Below are 15,873 nucleotides of genomic sequence, written 5' to 3'. Positions count from 1 at the left end.
GGCTATGAGTCACACCACGACCGAGACCGGCACCAACCCTTGCATCAGTCGGCCCCAGGCCAACCAGACCCGATAATCACAGGCTGGCTATCGGGCCGGCGGCAGGGGTTTGGCGCGGGTCCTGAGTTGGGTAGGGGCTTGGGGTCTGAAGGGTGAACGAAAATTCCTTCGGCAAACCGGGGTGAAGAAAGTTTCGTTCACCCAGGAGAGCGTCTTCTTCTGCCAGGGGTGAATGAATTTTCGTTCACCGTGGGGCGCCCGCCTCCCGAGGAGCGACTACCCCGCGGCCACACTGGGGCCGCCGCCCCTGATAGCCAGCCAGATCTTTCTCGACATGGTCCGGTGTCAAGGACCGCGAAGCGGCCGGCGAAGCCGGCGGCCGCAGGCCGTCCTTTACTCCGGGGCAGGGCGAGAAACAATCAAGGACAGGGTCGGCGGCCCAGACCAGCCCCAAAAACACAGCCGCGAACGACGCTGGCCCTACTCCACCCCATGCCTCTTGATGAACGAGAGGATCTGCTCAGAGAGCTCCGGCCGACACACGATCACATCAGGCAGGTAGACATCGTCCTGGTTGTACCGCAGCGGCGAGCCATCGATCCGCGAGGTGAACAGCCCAGCAGCAGCCGCGACCGCCACGGGAGCGGCGGAGTCCCACTCGTACTGCCCGCCCGCGTGGACGTACGCGTCGGAGATGTCGCGCACGACCGACATCATCTTCACGCCGGCCGATCCCATCGGCACCAGCTCGGCGCCGATCTCCTCGGCCAGCGCCTCCACGAACGCCGGCGGGCGGCTGCGGGAGACGGCGATCCGGGGACGGGTCGAGGTCGACGGCGGCACGACCGGAGCGGCACCGGTGTGGAAGGTGCTCTGCACGGACGCGTCGGCGAGCGCCGGCTGCGCGACCGCGCCGGCGATGAGCTCTCCTCCGTTGGAGGAGGCCCACAGCGCCACGTGCACCGCCCAGTCATCGCGCGGCGGCTCGGAGAACTCGCGGGTCCCGTCGAGCGGATCGATGATCCACACCCGGTCCTGGGTGAGCCGCTCCTTGGAGTCCTTGCCCTCCTCGGACAGGACCCCGTCCTCGGGACGGTAGGCGGCGACGAGCTCCATCAGCAGCTCATGTGCCGCCAGGTCACCGGCGTCCTTGAGCTCCTTGCCCTCCAGGCCGGAGGTGGCGCGCACCTCGAGCAGCCGGCGACCGGCGGTCTCGGCCAGCCAGGCGGCCAGCAGGTGGTCGGAGGCGAGGATCTCGGGCGTGGGCACACCAGCTTCGCTCTGCTGAATTTTCTCTGGCTCCGCTTCGAAGTTCACCCGCGGCACTCTATCGAGACGTCCGCCGGCTCCGAAGAAGACCCAGCCCGAGCCCGATCGCGACGACCAGCACCACCCCGGTCAGCACAGCCCGCAGGATCAGCCCGGTCTTGGCACGCTCGTCCTCGTCGGTGACGTCGTTGGCCATGGTCTCGGCCGACTTCAGGATCACCTCGAGAAGGCTCTGGATGTATTCGACGGCGCCGTCGGACCAGGTGCGGACGATCGGCTCGCCCTTCGACGCCGCCCTCAGCTCCGTCGCGACGCCGTCGATGCTGCCCTTGGCGGCAACATCACGGACCGTACGCTGCACCATCATCGCGCCCGAGCCCTTGTCGAAGGTGCCGTCGGAGACCCGGTCGAGCTCCGCCTGCAGCTCGGGCGAGGCGCCCGAGTAGAACGCCGAGGACGACTTCACCCAGGCGGCCTCCGCGTCGGTGAGGTCCTTGACCGACTTCGTACCGATCTCGTTCTCGGACAGCGCGACGACCATGAGCTCCCGCTCGATGCTGAACGCCTCCGCGGCCCCCGTCAGCCTGCTGAGGTTGCGGACCTGGTCACCGGTCTGGCCGTCCTCCAGCTCCGGCACCTGCGCCGCGAGCATCAGCAGGTTGCTGGCCAACGCGGTGTAGACCTCGCGAGCAGCGTCCTGGCTGGCCCGGTCGCCTTGCTGCATCTCGACCCGGTAGAGCTCGAAGTCGTCGAGCACCTCGGTGATGTCGTGGTGGAGACTCCGCAGCTCGGGATCACCGTCGACGTCGATCTCGGCCGCGGCGGTCCGCCACTCCTCGACCGCGAGGTCGGTCGTGTGCAGGTAGGTGGAGCGTACGTTGACCGGCGCCTGCGCGACGGGCTGCAGCGCATCCCGTTCGAAGATCACGTCGACGGCGAGCTCGATGGTCTCGGGGAGTGCCTCGCTGAGTGCGGCCGCACGGCCGGTCTCCGAGGCGCTCCGGAAGGAGGCGAACGTCGCCAGGCCGCCGACCGCGACACCGACCAGAGCCACCGCCAGCAGGATGCTCAACGTCCGGTTGGCGCCGGAGGGCTTCGCCACCCGGGACCCGCCGGTCGGGAACGACCCGCTCGCCCCGATGTTCGCGAACGCGCCGGACGAGCCGGTGGCCCCGGTCGACCCGGCTGCGGGGAACGAGCCGCTCCCACCGAAAGCCTCGTAGGCACCGGAGGTGCTGATCGGACCCGACGGGTGCATCGGACGCTGCCGGGGCACCTGCACGTCGAAGACCGGTAGCGGGCCCGAGCCGGTGAGCACCGCGACGACGTCGTGCGCGCTCGGCCGCTGCCCGGGGTCCTTGGCCATCATCATCGCGACCAGGTCGTCGATGATCTTCGGCACCTGGACCGCGCCGCTGACCCGCGGGATGGGTGCGGTGGCGTGCTGGTAGACCATCGTCGCCGGTGCGCCGCCGGAGTAGGGGGTGCGGCCGGTGAGCATCTCGTAGAAGACGCAGCCCAGCGAGTAGATGTCGCTCGGCGGACCGACCTCGCCCCCCGAGCCACGCTCGGGCGAGAGGTAGCCGAGGCTTCCGACCACGTCGTGGGTGGAGGTCAGCCGCTGGTCGCCCAGGCGGGCGAGCTGGGCGATCCCGAAGTCGACGATCCTGATCCTGCGGTCACTGTCGTAGACGAGGTTGGACGGCTTGATGTCGCGGTGGACGATCCCCTGGGCGTGGACCGCGGCGAGCGTACGCGCGGCCTGGACGATGACCTCACCGGCCTCGCGGGCGATCAGCGGGCCGTGCGAGCGCAGGCGCTCGCCGAGGTCGGGGCCGGTCAGGAGCTCCATGACGAGGAAGGCCATCGGCCCGTTGGCGGTGCGTTCGATCCCGGCGTCGTGGACCTGCACGGTGCCGGAGTGGCTGGCGGCCGCGGTGGAGAGCGACTCGCGCCGGAACCGCTCGATCATCGTCGGGTCGGCCGACGTCCGCACGATCTTGACCGCGACCCAGCGCTGCAGGGTGAGGTCCATGGCCTGCCATACCTCGCCCATACCGCCTCGCCCGATCAGGCGGTGCAGCTCGTATCGGCCGGCAATCATGGGGTGGGGGGAGGTTTGCATGGGGGACGTTCCCGTCGAGGATCCAGTTGTTCGTACGTGTTGGGTTGCTCACACAACGGCCTGGGAGTTTAGGCGACACTCACTAGTAGGCGCCAGAGCCACGCACGACAGCTTTGACCGTACGAACGACGATTCCGAAGTCGCGTAGCAGCGTCCAGTTGTCCACATAGTCCAGGTCCAGGCGAACCGTGTCCTCCCAGGAGAGGTCCGATCGCCCCGAGACCTGCCACAGCCCGGTCAGACCGGGAGCAACCGCGAGTCGGCGATGCGAGTCCCGATCGTACATCGCCACCTCGCTCGGCAGTCCAGGCCGAGGTCCGACCAGCGACATCTGGCCCAGCACGATGTTGAAAAGCTGCGGCAGCTCGTCGATGGAGTACTTCCGCAGCACCCGCCCGACACGGGTCACCCGCGGGTCCGCGCGGAGCTTGAAGAGGACCTGCCCGGGACGGTGGTCGAGCGTGCGCAGTAGCGACTCGGCGTCGACGACCATGGTGCGGAACTTCCAGATCCGGAACTGCTTGCCGTTGCGTCCGACGCGCACCTGCCGGAAGAAGACCGGGCCCGGGGAGTCGAGCTTGATCACGACCGCCATCACGGCGAAGACCGGGACGAGCACGGCGGCGGCCGCCGCCGCGGCCAGCCACTCCCACACGTACTTGGCCACCCGGGTCAGCCGCGCCCGCAGGGCCTCGTCGACGTAGAGGAGGCTCATCGAGCCCAGCCGCATCGAGGACGTACGCTGCGGGGTCACGTCCTGCATCCTGGTGCTGACCAGCAGGGGAAGGCCGAAGGACTCGCTCGTCCAGGCCAGTCGCTGGATCTCGCGGCCGGCCAGGTCGGGCCCGGGGACGACCAGCACCGCGTCGGGCCCGACCGAGGCGATCGCGCCGGAGAGCCCGTCGGCGCGGCATACCGCCGCGGCCTCCATCAGGCCGCCGCTGAGCCGATGGGTCCACTCCGGGATCGCTCCGTGGTCATGGGCCGCCTCGACCACCACGACCCGCAACGGGGTGCGCGGCCGGGAGCTGAAGATGTAGCCCACCACCCGGAACGCGAGCGCGGTGACCAGCCCGAGGATCGTCTGCACGACCAGTTGCGCCTGCGGCAGCTCGACCAGCGCACCCAGCAGCCAGGTCGCCATGCTCATCGCCATGAACGCCTTGAAGACCCCCGAGACCGTCGCCCGCAGGCGCTCGGCGCCGGGCAGGATCTTCGGCGCGGTGATCCTGGTGGCCAGCCCCCAGAGCAGACCCCACGCCAGCGCGTGGACGATCTCCTGTCCCACGATCAGCGGCGCGAGGATCATCAGCGCGAGCCCGTCGACCATCGAGGCCTGCAACCGAAGGGAGGGTGCCTTGGCGGACACCCTCCGTCGGTTGATGTCGAGCGGGACTACTGTCTCCACCGACGCCAGCTCTACCGTCATCATCTCCCCCAAAGCTGCTGGGCGCCCGAACGCTTACTTCATGCCAGAACAATGCGGGAAGAAGGCGGTCGTTGGGGGCCGATGGGGGTCCGGTTAGACCAAATGAGGGAACCGGAACCCACTGGTCCAGACCAGTGGTTCACTCCAGTGACTGCGGGGACCGCCAGCCGAGCCGGTGGGCGAGGCCGACGGCGGCGATCTGGGAGGTGACCTGGAGCTTGGCGAGGATGGACTTCACCTGGGTGCGCACCGTCGCCTCCGACACGACGCCGATGACGGCGATCTCGTGGACGGTGCGGCCGAGCATCAGGTGGCCGAGGACCTGCGACTCGCGCTTGGTGAGCAGCTCGATGCGACGGCTCAGCTCGGAGACCTCGTGCTGGCGCTCGAACCAGACCCGGATCAGCCGCTCGCGATCGCTCACCGCCAGGACGCAGGCGCCCTGGTAGAGCCGCCTGACGGTGCCGAGGATCTCGCCGAGCGGGCGGGACTTGGACAGCACGGTGCGGGCGCCGTTGCGCAGCGCCTGGCCCCAGCGAGCCTCCTCGATCGCACCGGTCACCACGACCACGTCGACGCCGGCCTTGGCCAACGGTTCGATGAGGCGTACGCCGTCGCCGTAGCGGCCCAGGTCGAGGTCGAGGAGCACGACCTTCGGCTTGTTGCGGAGTACGACGGAGACCATGGTGGCGGTGGAGACGGGCTCGCTGGGCATCGGGATGCGACGCACGTCGTACCCCTCCATCGAGACGGCGAGCTCGAGCGACTCGGCGAAGAGGACGTGGTCCTCGACGATCACGACTCGATACTGGCTACGCGGCGACAACGTCATCGGGGACGCCTTCCTGCTCTGCTTCTGTCGTGGCGCGCGGGATCACGGCGCTGGGAAGAGTGACCACGAAGGTTGTACGTTCCGCGGCGGCGAGGCGGAGTGAGCCCCCCATCCGCTCGGCCACGGTGTGGGCTTCGTTGAGCCCGATCCCCTGGCCGGCTGAGTCAGGCCCGCGGACGCCCCACTCGAAGATCCGCTCGCGCACCTCGGGGGCGACCCCGGGGCCGTCGTCGGAGACCTCGATCACGACCATCTGGCGGGACTCGCCAGGCTCGTGCCGGACGGTGACGTCGACAGCGCCGGAGCCGTGCTTGGCCGCGTTGTCGAGAAGAATGTTGATGATCCGTGCGGCCGCGTCCGAGCTGCCGACCGCGAGCGAGTTGCTGGGCTCGTGGACCACCGTGGTGCCGCCGGCCTCGTGGGCCAGGGCGAGGTTGTGAACGACCGCGTCGACGTCGATCACTCCGGTGTCGACGGGCATCGTGTCCGCGCCGCCTCGCTGGGCACGGACGAGGCGCTCCAGGCGCCTGAGCTCGCTGCCCATCATGGCCATCATCGCGACGCGACGCTCCGGGTCGAGCGTCTCGGAGTTGCACAGCAGCTCGCTGGCCGAGCGAACACCGGCGAGGGTCGAGGTCACCTCGTGCATCCGGGCCCGGTGGAGACGCTGCGTCTCACGCGCGCTGAGCAGGTCGTGGTAGATCTCGTCGGCTGCCTTCGCCTCCGCCGCGCACACGCGCCGGTAGATGCGCACAGCACCGAACAGGAGCGCTGCGGCGGCCGCGAGCGAGGTGGTGACGACGATGACCGTGAGAAGGACCCAGAGGAGTGCTCCGCCGGGACGGAAGGAGACCCAAGGGCCCTGAAGGACGGCGATCAGAAAGCTCTGGACGCCGATCAGGACGGCGGTGGTGGTTGCGTACGCGGTGGTCAACCAACCCGAGTTGATCCGTTGGAAAATGGACATAGACATACTGCTCCCCAGGACGGGTCGGCCAGTGAGGTATGAGTCCCGAATAGGGCCGTGTCCAGGCCCTGCTCCCCCAGCCCGAGCTTGTCGGGCCGTCCCAATATGAATGTTGTGACCGAAACCTTTACAAGGCAACGTAATCAGCACGGTATCGCCACGTGACCCCATTTCGGGCCAATACCGAGAATTGAGGAGTCATAGAATTTCGAGGTCGTCCACAAATTACATTGCGGGAAGCGTTGTCCCAGGTCATCCCCAAACTTGGGGCACTGTAGAACAGGTTCCCGATCTCCGCCTGGATCCGCCCACAATATTCATACCCCCAGGGAGATCTGGCGGGGACCGGGACGACCGAACGGCACAGCAGACATGGCAGCCTCGACCGTACGACTCAGGGTCGCAGTCTCAGCGGACGAGACGATGACCCTTGATGCCGTGACGGTTGCGCTCGACGAGCACGGAATCACCGTGACGGCGACGGCCTCCACCTCCGCGGATCCCGACGAGCTGCTCGTCGGAGCTCCCTCGGCCTGGCTGGTGGTCACCGACCTCGACGGCTGGACCCATCTCGGCGAGGTGTGTGACCTGGTCCGAGGCGTACGCCTGCCCGGGGTCGTGCTGACCTCCGCCCCGCGCGGGGGGCTCTGGGGCGCCCTGCTCGAGGCCGGTGCGGTCACGGTGCTCTCCGACGACACCCACTCGGACACGATCGAGGACGCGCTGCGCGATGCGGCCGAGGGACGGCGCGGGCACACTCCGGGAGAGGTCGAGGGACTGGTCGCGCAGTGGCACCTGATGCGGGAAGGACGCGAGCGCATGCACCGCCTGGTCCGCTCGCTGACGGTGCGCGAGCACGAGGTGCTCGAGCTGCTCTACGACGGGGCCACCGTCGCCGAGATCGCGTCTCGCTTCGGGGTGGCGCAGACGACGGTGCGGACGCAGGTGAAGTCGATCCTGCGGAAGTTCGAGGTCGGTTCCCAGCTGGCGGCGGTCGCTGCGTACGACCGGTATCTGCGGCCGCCTCGGAGCTGACCCCTCAGAGCTGACCCCTGAGAGTCGACCCTAGGAGTTGAACCGCTGCTGGGTCTTCTCCAGACCCTCGTTGATCAGCGTCTCGATCGCGTCGGCGGCGGTGTCGACCACGAACGGCAGCACCTTGCGCTCGGTGCTGGAGAAGTTGGAGAGCACGAAGTCGTGCACCTCCTGACGACCGGGCGGGCGGCCGATGCCGACGCGCACCCGGTGGAAGTCGCCGGTGCCCAGAGAGGACCGCATCGACTTGAGGCCGTTGTGGCCGTTGTCGCCACCGCCCAGCTTGACCCGCATCGTGTCGAAGGCGATGTCGAGCTCGTCATGGATGGCGATGACATGGTCGGGCTGGACCTTGTAGAAGGTCGCGAGCGCCTTGACCGGCCCGCCGGACTCGTTCATGTAGGTCCGGGAGCGCGCGAGCACGACGCGTGGGCCGGGCACCCCGGGGGTAGTCCCCCGGAGGCGCCCTTCCACGACGTCAGCACGGCCGGACTTGTGGGCACGCCACTTGCTGCCCAGCCGGTTGGCCAGCTCGTCGGTGACGAGGTAGCCGATGTTGTGACGGTGTCCGGCGTACGTCGGCCCGGGGTTGCCCAGGCCGACGACCAGCCAGACGCCGTCGGTCACCGAGTCAGAAGTCACTCGGCGTCGGCGGCCTCAGCCTCGGTGGCCTCGGCGGCCTCGCCCTCGGCAGCCTCGGCGGGCTCCTCGATGGTCTTGGCCTCGGTGATGTTGACGACCAGGGTCTCCGGGTCGCTGACCAGGGTGGTGCCCTTCGGCAGCGTGACGGAGCCGGCCAGGATCTGGGTGCCGATCTCGAGGCCCTCGATGCTGACCTCGATGCTCTCCGGCACGTGGGTGGCCTCGGCCTCGACGGTCAGGGTGTTGGCGTCGGTGACGACCATGGTGCCGGAAGCGGCATCGCCCACGACGTTGATGACGATGTCGACGGTGACCTTCTCGCCCGCGCGGACGGCGACGAAGTCGACGTGCTCGATGACGCGGCGGACGTCGTCGACCTGGACCTGCTTGGTCAGGGCGAGCTGGGTCTTGCCGTCGATGTCGAGCTGGAGGAGCGCGTTCGCACCGTGGTTCTTGAGCGCCATCATGGTGTCGTGGCCCGGCAGGCTCAGGTGGATCGGGTCGGCGCCGTGGCCGTAGACGACCGCCGGGATCTTGTTCTCACGGCGGATGCGGCGAGCGGCACCCTTGCCGAACTCGGTGCGCTTCTCGGCGACGATCTTCTCGCTGGACATGCGTTGAACTCCTCGGTGAGTGATGCTGACGTCAATGGCGCCCGGCTGGTCCAACGAAGGCCGTGCGACGAAGGCACGGCGTCTCTGAGAAGAGACGTCCACCTTGTCGATCACGGAGCGCGAGGCGCTCCCTCGCCGAGGCAACTGCCACAGACTATCCCCGGGTCACGCTCACAGCGAAATGCGCGCGCGTGCTGACCTGCGAGGACGTACGTTGGAGGTCGTGTCCCTCACACTCGACGAGGCCCGCACACGGGCCGGCGTGCTCAGCTCCGTCTCCTACTCCCTCGACCTCGACGTCACCGGCCCCGAGACGTTCCGGAGTCGCACCCGGGTCCGGTTTCGATCCACGGTCGCCGAGACGTTCCTGGACCTGAAGGGCGCGCTCGCGGTGTCGCTGGTCGTCAACGACGAGGCGGTCGAGGTCGCCTACGACGGCAGTCGGGTGGTCCTGACCGGGCTCTCCGCCGACGCCTTCAACGAGGTGGAGGTGACCGCGACGCTGCCCTGTACGACCGACGGCGACGGGATGCACACGTTCACCGACCCCGTCGACGGGTCGCGCTATGTGTCCGCCTACCTGGGCATGGACAACGCCTCGAAGGTCTACGCCTGCTTCGACCAGAACGATCTCAAGGCGTCGTTCGCGGTCGCGGTCACCGCCGATCCGGCCGACACGGTCCTCGCCAACGGCGCCGTCGTCTCGCACGACGCCGGCCGCTGGGTCTTCGCCACCACTCCCCCGATCCCGCCGGCCCTGCTGGTCGTCGCCGCCGGGCCGTGGCACTCGGTGCGCTGGACGGCTGTGCTCGATTCCGGGGAGAGCCTCGAGTTCGGCTGGCATGCCCGGCGGTCGCTGGCGGCCGAGCTGGACCGCGACGCGGACGAGCTGCGGCGTACGTCGGAGGCGTGCTTCGACCACTACGCCGACCTCATCGACGAGCCCTACCCGTTCGACTCCTACGACCAGGTCTTCGTGCCCGGGCTCAACTGGGGTGCGCAGGAGATGCCGGGGTGCGTGACCTACCGCGACGAGCTGCTGCCCCGCGGCGCGATCACCGACACCCAGCGCGCGTTCCGCGCGGTGATCATCGCCCACGAGATGTCGCACATGTGGTTCGGCGACTCGATGACGATGACCTGGTGGGAGGACACCTGGCTGCAGGAGTCGTTCGCCGACTACATGGGTTACCGGGTCGCCGAGGCGGGCGCCGGCTTCTCGGACCTGCGGGTCGAGGTGGAGATCGGGAGCAAGCCGTGGGGCTACCGCTCCGACGCGCGACGCTCGACCCATCCGGTCGCTCCGCTGGCCGTGGACGTGCCCGACGTGGACACCGCCGCCACCATCTTCGACGGCATCTCCTACGCCAAGGGCGGGGCCTGTCTGGTGCAGCTCGCCTTCTGGCTCGGTGATGAGGAGTTCATGGCCGGGGTCAACCGTCACCTGACCCGCTTCCGGTTCGCCAACGCGACGCTGGCCGACTTCGTCGAGTCGCTCGCGGCGAGCTCGCCGAAGGACGTACGCGGGTGGGTGGACGCCTGGCTGCGGCGCCCGGGGTTCGACACCGTGTCGGTGCGGCGCGACGGGGACGTCCCGGTCCTGGAGCGCAAGGGAAGCCGGCCGCACGCGTTCACCGTCGCCGGCTACGACTCCGCGCTGCGGCTCGTGGGACGCAAGCGCGTCGAGCTGGGTGCCGAACCGTTGCCGCTGCCGGAGTTCGCCGGCCTCGCCGTGGTCCCCAACGCCGGCGGTGAGACCTTCGCCGCGCTCCGCCTCGACCCGGGGTCGTGGGAGGCGCTCTCCGGCGGGCTCTCCCGGCTCGAGGACCCGCTCGTACGTGCCGTGCTCTGGTCCGCCACCGCCCTGCGGGTTCGATCGCGTGACCTCTCGGCCGACGACTACCTCGACCTGGTCGAGGCCCACCTTCCTGCGGAGACCCGGGCGGACATCATCGAGGGAGTCCTCGCCGAGGCGCGGTCCGTGGTGATCCCGCAACGGGTGCCGGCCTCGCGCGCGGCGGGAGCTGTGGCGCGGGTCGCCGCCGCGTCCGCCGCGGGCCTGGCGGCTTCCGCCGACGACGACCAGCGGGCCCTGGCCTGGGCGGGGGCCCTGGCCGCGACCAGCGCGGACGCCGGGCTGCTGCGCGGCTGGCTGGACGCCGACAAGGTCGGTGTCGGCATCCCATTGCTGCCGACCACACGCTGGGCGGCGATCGTACGTCTCGCCTCGCTCGGCGAGGCCGACGCCCGGTTCATCGCGACCGAGCGCGGCCGGGACGGCACCGCCGAGGGAGACCTCGGGGCGCTTCGGGCCCTCGCTGCCCGTCCCTCGACCAGCGCGAAAGACGCAGCCTGGGAGGCGATGCTCGCCCCCGGTGTCGACAACCGTCGCTTCGGGGCGCTGGCATCGGGGATGTGGATCGCCGAGCAGGCGCACCTGCTGCGTCCCTACGTCACCATCTATCTCGCCGAGGCGCCGGCCCTGGCCACCCGTGGCCAGGCTTTCGCCATCGAGGTCGGGCGAGCCTTCCCCCGAATCGCTCTCGACGACGAGCAGCTCACCGCGCTGCGCACTGCCCTGGCCGGCGACGTACCGACGATCCTGCGGCGTTCCTGGGAGGACCACTTCGACGACCGCGAGTAGCGACGACTAGCCTCTATCCGCCCTCGACCCCCCACCACAGAGGACGGCCATGAAGAAGAAGCGCATCTGGCTCAGCGTCGGGATCGCGTTCGTCGTGCTCGTCGGCGCCGTGACCGGCACCGGTTGGTATCTCGCCCACCGGCTCGACCGCCAGGTCCGGACCGTCGATGTCTTCGCCGGGCTCGAGGAGCGTCCCGAGGCGGCCGGCGACGCTGCCGGCGCCCTGAACATCCTGCTCCTCGGCACCGACGGACGCACCGGCGGCGAGGCCACCACCGGCAGCGGGGCCACGGCGTCGTGGACACCCGGTGAGCAGCGGGCCGACACGATGATGCTGCTCCACCTCAGCGCGGACCGCCGCTCGGCCTCGGTCGTCTCGATCCCACGGGACTCCTGGGTGCGGATCCCTGGCCACGGCAAGGCCAAGGTCAACGCCGCCTTCTCCCAGGGCGGGCCGAGGCTCAGCGTGCAGACGGTCGAGAAGCTCACCGGCGTACGCATCGACCACGTCGCCTGGGTCGACTGGGCCGGCTTCGAGGAGATCGGCGACCTCCTCGGCGGCGTCGAGGTCTACATCCCCGAGACCGTCCACGACTCCGCGCGCGACCGCACCTGGACCAAGGGCACCCACCTGCTCAGCGGCGAGGAGGCCCTCCTCTACGTGCGCCAGCGCTACGGCCTCCCCGGCGGCGACCTGGACCGCGTGAAGCGCCAGCAGTACGTGCTGCGCTCCATCCTCCGCGGCCTTCGCCAGAGCGTCGACCCGAAGAACCCCAAGAAGGCGTACGACCTCCTCGACATCATCACCCGCCACCTGACCGTCGACTCCGGCTTCTCCGGCGGTGACCTCCGTGGCCTGGCCCTCGACCTCGCCCGGATGCCATCGTCGGACCTGACCTTCTTCACGGCTCCCGTTGCCGGGCTGGGACGAGAGGGCAAGCAGAGCGTCGTCCATCTCGATCGGCGCGAGGGGCGGAAGCTGTGGGACGCCGTGCGGGAGGACGAGATGGATGCATGGCTTGCTCAGAACCAGGATGTTCTGACGGGGCGTACGGTCAACTGAGGGCTGGCCGGTGGCTGGTGCCCGCTGACCCGTTACGGAGGGTGTTCTCGGGTCGGCGGCGGGGTTTGGCGCGGATTCCCTGGGTGGGGCACGGGCTTGGGACTTCCTGTGCTGACTCCTTGGTTGTGGAGGCTGATGCTCGGGCCCTTTTACAAGGCGATGACACCTTGTGAAGGAATCACAAGCGCGCGTCGCTCGGGGCGGGTGGCGGGGTGGCTGCCTTAGCGGCATGGACGGTGACGGCGGCGACGACGACGCGGGCACTGTGCCCCGTCGAGATGTTGATCCCCTCTGCTGCGGAGCGTGGGACCTCGCCGTGGCATAGGGCAGCATCAGCGTGGGTAACCCCATCCAGGCGTGGTGCGCGACCAACCGGGGCACGTTCCCGCGTCCAGCACGGTCCCGCGTCGAGCTCGGGTGCGGTCCGGTGATCGGCACCGGACCGGCGATCCTCACCGGTTCGAGGACCGGCAGCGGTTCGACGACCGTCAGTCCCACCAGGGTCAGGGAAGCGCGCACCGACCATCTCAGCGGACGCGGACGCATGGCAGCCAAGGACGTACGTGGTGGGGTGGCCTGGTTGCGGGCCTGGCCGGTTCAGGTTCGTCGGGTGAACCGGATCTGTCCGTCCGGGAGGCGCTCATACCCAGAGCCGGCGTCGTGGATGCGGCGATGGTCGCTGGGGCACAGTAGGACCATGTTTCCCATGTCGGTTCTGCCGCCTTCGGACCAGGGTTTCAGGTGGTGGGCTTCGGTCCAGGCGGCTGGGGCGTCACAGTCCTCGGCTTGGCAACCCTGATCTCGGAGCCGCAGGGCTCGGTGTTGGATCGGGTGCGCCAGGCGGGCGGTGCGGCCGAGGTCGAGGATCTCGGAGTTGGTGCCCAGCACCACCGGGACCAGGTCCGCGTTGCAGGCCAGCCGGCGGGCTTCGGCGGCGGTGATCTTCTCGCCGTCGAACCCCAACGCGGCGGTGCCGAGGTCCTTGCGGAGGTCCTCCACGCTCATGGTGATGAACACCGTGGTGGCATGCCCGCCATGCCTCGGGAGCAGGTCCACGTCGTAGGTCTCAACCACGCGGGCGAAGGCCTGCCCCAGCAACCGGTCGTAGGGGGCCTTGCGGCCCTTGTCCTGCGCCGACCACTTCCGGGGCTGGGCCAGGGAGTCCAGCATCGTGCGCAACCTGACCCCGACCGCACGGGAAACCCGGGCGTGGATGTCCACGGTCCCGTCGCCGTTGTCACGCGAGGAGAAGAACGTGCGCCGTTGGGCGTGCTCCTCTTCCCGCTGCAGAGCTTTGGCCTCGGCTTCCTCGAATCGTGCGGGGTCGATCTCGGCCAGGACCCGGCGTCCGGCGATCTTGAGCTCGTTCGCGGTCAACTGGCTGGCGTAATCCACCAGGAGCTTCTCGGCGAGGACCAGGTCCTCGCCGCTGGTGGCGGGGTCGGTCTCAATGGCATCGAGCGCTTTGGTGATCACCCGGGCCTTGTCCTGGGACACCACACCCTCGGCCAGACCAGCAGCCACGAGGTCGTACTTGGACACGCTGGCGGCGAGTTTGATCTGGGAACGGGCCACCCCCTTGTCGACCAAGAGCTCGGTCCGCAGCCATCCCGAAGCGTCCTTCGCGCCGGTCTCTTCGGCGATATCACCAGCAGACGCGAGGACCCGGAGCTTCAGTGCGGCTTGTTTGGCGTGAATCTTCTCCAGCTGGGCCAGGCGGTCCTTCTTCTGGCCGGTGCGCCAATAGGCCGGGTCCCTGGTCAGCAGCTTGTCGAGGGAGGATTCGATGGCGGCCAGTTCGGCGTCGATCGGATCACCAGGGCTGGCGCCCCAGTGGTTGACGTCGTGCTCGAGACTCATCGCTTCCCTCCCTTCAGTGGTGTGTTGTGATGGGTCTAATTCTACGCCTTCAATGGATACCTAACCACCCATAGGTGCAGGTCAACTGCCATTTTCGCGGTGAGCGAACGGCGTCGCTTCTGTGGATGGTAAGTGGCCCGAAGGGCCACCCCTCCACCCCCACAAGCCCCACTGATCCCAGCAAGAATCCGCTGCGCCACACCCGGGCCGCCGCCCCGATAGCCAGCCAAATCTTTCTCGACGGGCTCCGGTGTCAAGGACCGCGATAGCGGCCGGCGAAGCCGGCGGCCGAAGGCCGTCCTTTACTCCGGTGCCCGTCGAGAAGACCCTCGAAAACGGGTCGGCGGCCCACAGTCCCACGCAGACCCCACGCAAACCCCCGGTTACCGTGACCACATGCCGACGCCAAACTTCATCGTCGACCTCCGCCGCAAGATCGGGACAGACATGCTCTGGCTCCCCGGCGTGACAGCGGTGGTGCACAGAGACGACGAGATCCTCCTGGTACAGCGATCCGACAACCGGATGTGGACACCGATCACGGGAATCGTCGACCCGGGCGAACAGCCGGCGACAGCGGCGGCGCGCGAGGCGAAGGAGGAGACCGGGGTGGACATCTCGGTCGACCGGCTCGCCTCGGTGGGGGCGACGACGCCGATGGCCTATCCCAACGGCGACCAGGCCGTCTTCATGGACCATACGTTCAGCTGCACGTGGGTCTCCGGTGAGGCGTACGTGGCTGATGACGAGTCCATGGACGTCGGCTGGTTCCGGGTGGAGGACCTACCCGAGATGCACCATGAGCTCAGGGCCCGGATCGACGCCGCGCTCTCGGACGAGATCGCGGCTCGATTCACCGCCCCCTGAGCGTGCCGCGGAGACGCTCGTCGAGGATCCTCATGAGCTCCGCGACGCGGCTCTTTCCGGCCGGGGCCGACGGATAGCGTGCGAGTACGTCGACCAGCTCAGGAGTCGCCCTCGCGACAGCCCGGTCCAAGGAGACCAGAGCAGCCCCAGGATCACCCGAGGACTCGATCTCCGCGATCCGCGCGGCATTCGCCGCGGCCCGCAGGATGTGCCCGACCTGATCCGCGGAGGCGAGCGGATGAAGATAGGCGGCTGCAGCGGCGTCGCCGGCGCTCCGGGCAGCCAGCCGAGCCGCCTCGGACGGCGCCTCGGCGGCGGCCCGATGGGCGTCCAAGGAGGTGACGCGCTGCAGCTTCGTACGCCTCGCACCACCGACGAACTCCCAGGCCGCGTCGATCGCGAGCCGTGGGCGCGGGTCACCGGGGACGGCCGTCTCGAACAACGGCAGGACCTCGGCAGCGGTCTCCGCGACGTAGCGGGCGACGACGCGCAGCTCGTCGGTCGTCAGCTCGAAGTCGCCCGGCAC

Annotated in this window: 13 protein-coding genes; 4 read left to right on the top strand and 9 right to left on the bottom strand. The window is 69.0% G+C overall.

What is annotated here, in order from left to right; translation table 11 throughout:
* Positions 1 to 480: 480 nt before the first annotated feature.
* The 5 genes from ACFV9G_RS07835 to ACFV9G_RS07815 all read right to left on the bottom strand — a co-directional run bounded on the left by ACFV9G_RS07835 (position 481) and on the right by ACFV9G_RS07815 (position 6,622).
* On the bottom strand, positions 481 to 1,269 hold the full coding sequence (locus tag ACFV9G_RS07835; RefSeq protein WP_378726481.1) for a 3'(2'),5'-bisphosphate nucleotidase CysQ: 789 nt from the start codon (positions 1,267 to 1,269) through the stop codon (positions 481 to 483).
* A gap of 58 nt (positions 1,270 to 1,327) precedes the next feature.
* A complete protein-coding gene (locus ACFV9G_RS07830) occupies positions 1,328 to 3,373 on the bottom strand; it encodes a protein kinase (protein WP_378726478.1) in 2,046 nt (681 codons plus the stop codon).
* 103 nt (positions 3,374 to 3,476) lie between these two features.
* On the bottom strand, positions 3,477 to 4,802 hold the full coding sequence (locus ACFV9G_RS07825) for an exopolysaccharide biosynthesis polyprenyl glycosylphosphotransferase (protein ID WP_378726476.1): 1,326 nt from the start codon (positions 4,800 to 4,802) through the stop codon (positions 3,477 to 3,479).
* A 160-nt stretch (positions 4,803 to 4,962) separates the two neighbouring features.
* Entirely contained in the window at positions 4,963 to 5,655 is a 693-nt protein-coding gene (locus ACFV9G_RS07820; protein ID WP_091052720.1) for a response regulator transcription factor, read from the bottom strand.
* The gene (locus ACFV9G_RS07815) at positions 5,636 to 6,622 is read right to left on the bottom strand and encodes a sensor histidine kinase (protein WP_378726475.1); all 987 of its coding nucleotides are present in this window, start codon (positions 6,620 to 6,622) and stop codon (positions 5,636 to 5,638) included. The genes ACFV9G_RS07820 and ACFV9G_RS07815 overlap by 20 nt, the downstream gene beginning before the upstream one ends.
* Before the next feature lie 423 nt (positions 6,623 to 7,045).
* Between ACFV9G_RS07815 and ACFV9G_RS07810 the strand changes: the two genes are divergently transcribed.
* Positions 7,046 to 7,657: a LuxR C-terminal-related transcriptional regulator gene (locus tag ACFV9G_RS07810; RefSeq protein ID WP_378726473.1), complete on the top strand. Its 612-nt coding sequence runs from the start codon at positions 7,046 to 7,048 to the stop codon at positions 7,655 to 7,657.
* Positions 7,658 to 7,687: 30 nt separating this feature from the next.
* Here ACFV9G_RS07810 and pth read toward each other — a convergent pair whose 3' ends face one another.
* Together pth and ACFV9G_RS07800 are read right to left on the bottom strand one after the other, a co-directional pair.
* Complete coding sequence (gene pth, locus ACFV9G_RS07805; protein ID WP_378726470.1) at positions 7,688 to 8,299, bottom strand: aminoacyl-tRNA hydrolase; 612 nt, start codon at positions 8,297 to 8,299, stop codon at positions 7,688 to 7,690.
* Positions 8,296 to 8,913: a 50S ribosomal protein L25/general stress protein Ctc gene (locus ACFV9G_RS07800; RefSeq protein ID WP_378726468.1), complete on the bottom strand. Its 618-nt coding sequence runs from the start codon at positions 8,911 to 8,913 to the stop codon at positions 8,296 to 8,298. The genes pth and ACFV9G_RS07800 overlap by 4 nt, the downstream gene beginning before the upstream one ends.
* Before the next feature lie 223 nt (positions 8,914 to 9,136).
* Here ACFV9G_RS07800 and pepN point away from each other — a divergent pair, with 223 nt between their 5' ends.
* Together pepN and ACFV9G_RS07790 are read left to right on the top strand one after the other, a co-directional pair.
* Positions 9,137 to 11,557, top strand: coding sequence for an aminopeptidase N (pepN, locus tag ACFV9G_RS07795; protein WP_378726466.1), 2,421 nt, complete (start codon positions 9,137 to 9,139; stop codon positions 11,555 to 11,557).
* A 49-nt stretch (positions 11,558 to 11,606) separates the two neighbouring features.
* Complete coding sequence (locus ACFV9G_RS07790; protein ID WP_378726464.1) at positions 11,607 to 12,620, top strand: LCP family protein; 1,014 nt, start codon at positions 11,607 to 11,609, stop codon at positions 12,618 to 12,620.
* Positions 12,621 to 13,217: 597 nt separating this feature from the next.
* On the opposite strand, the gene ACFV9G_RS07785 is transcribed toward ACFV9G_RS07790, so the two are convergent.
* Positions 13,218 to 14,480 (bottom strand): DUF222 domain-containing protein, encoded by a 1,263-nt coding sequence (locus ACFV9G_RS07785; RefSeq protein WP_378726462.1) that lies wholly within the window; start codon positions 14,478 to 14,480, stop codon positions 13,218 to 13,220.
* 396 nt (positions 14,481 to 14,876) lie between these two features.
* Here ACFV9G_RS07785 and ACFV9G_RS07780 point away from each other — a divergent pair, with 396 nt between their 5' ends.
* Positions 14,877 to 15,347, top strand: coding sequence for an NUDIX domain-containing protein (locus ACFV9G_RS07780; RefSeq protein ID WP_378726461.1), 471 nt, complete (start codon positions 14,877 to 14,879; stop codon positions 15,345 to 15,347).
* Here the strand turns inward: ACFV9G_RS07780 and ACFV9G_RS07775 are convergent.
* The gene (locus ACFV9G_RS07775; protein ID WP_378726460.1) at positions 15,334 to 15,873 is read right to left on the bottom strand and encodes a putative immunity protein; all 540 of its coding nucleotides are present in this window, start codon (positions 15,871 to 15,873) and stop codon (positions 15,334 to 15,336) included. The two genes, ACFV9G_RS07780 and ACFV9G_RS07775, sit on opposite strands and share 14 nt — an antisense overlap.

The organism is Nocardioides sp. NPDC059952, from assembly GCF_042730435.1.
GTDB lineage: Bacteria > Actinomycetota > Actinomycetes > Propionibacteriales > Nocardioidaceae > Nocardioides.
This window is presented reverse-complemented; position numbering and strand designations above follow the sequence as displayed.